Raw genomic sequence first — 536 nt, 5'->3', positions numbered from 1 at the left:
CTGTGGATTCATCCGGCAATGTCTATGTGGCAGATACTGGCAACAGTCGCATCCGGAAAATCACGCCGGGAGATAGAATAGAAGATAGAATGGTAAGCACCATAGCCGGCAGTGACGCGCGGGGTTTTGAGAATGGCATCGGCACAGAAGCACAGTTTAACTACCTCACCGGAGTGGCTGTGGACTCATCCGGCAATGTCTATGTGGCAGATCTATTCAACTTCCGTATCCGGAAGGTCACGCCGGCAGATAGAATAGAGGATAGAATGGTAAGCACTATAGCCGGCACTGACACAGCGGGTTTTGCAAATGGCACCGGCACAGAAGCACAGTTTAACGACCCCACCGGCGTGGCTGCAGACTCATCCGGCAATATTTATGTGGCAGATTATGTCAACCACCGTATCCGGAAGATCACGCCGGGGGAGGTGGTAAGCACCATAGCCGGCCGCAGGTCAGGTTATAAGGATGCAGCCGGCACCACGGCGCAGTTTAAAAACCCCACCGGAGTGGCTGTGGACTCATCCGGCAATGTC

Annotated in this window: 1 protein-coding gene; it reads left to right on the top strand. The window is 53.9% G+C overall.

Annotation, left to right across the window (positions count from 1 at the left end):
* A partial coding sequence (locus tag S1OALGB6SA_RS02055; RefSeq protein ID WP_503465864.1) for an NHL repeat-containing protein occupies positions 1-536 on the top strand: 536 nt, incomplete at both ends.

This window comes from Olavius algarvensis spirochete endosymbiont (genome assembly GCA_900608495.1).
Taxonomy (GTDB): Bacteria; Spirochaetota; Spirochaetia; order DSM-2461; family DSM-2461; genus UBA2779.
Note: the sequence above shows the minus strand (reverse complement) of the source record. Positions and strands in the feature narration are given on the sequence as shown.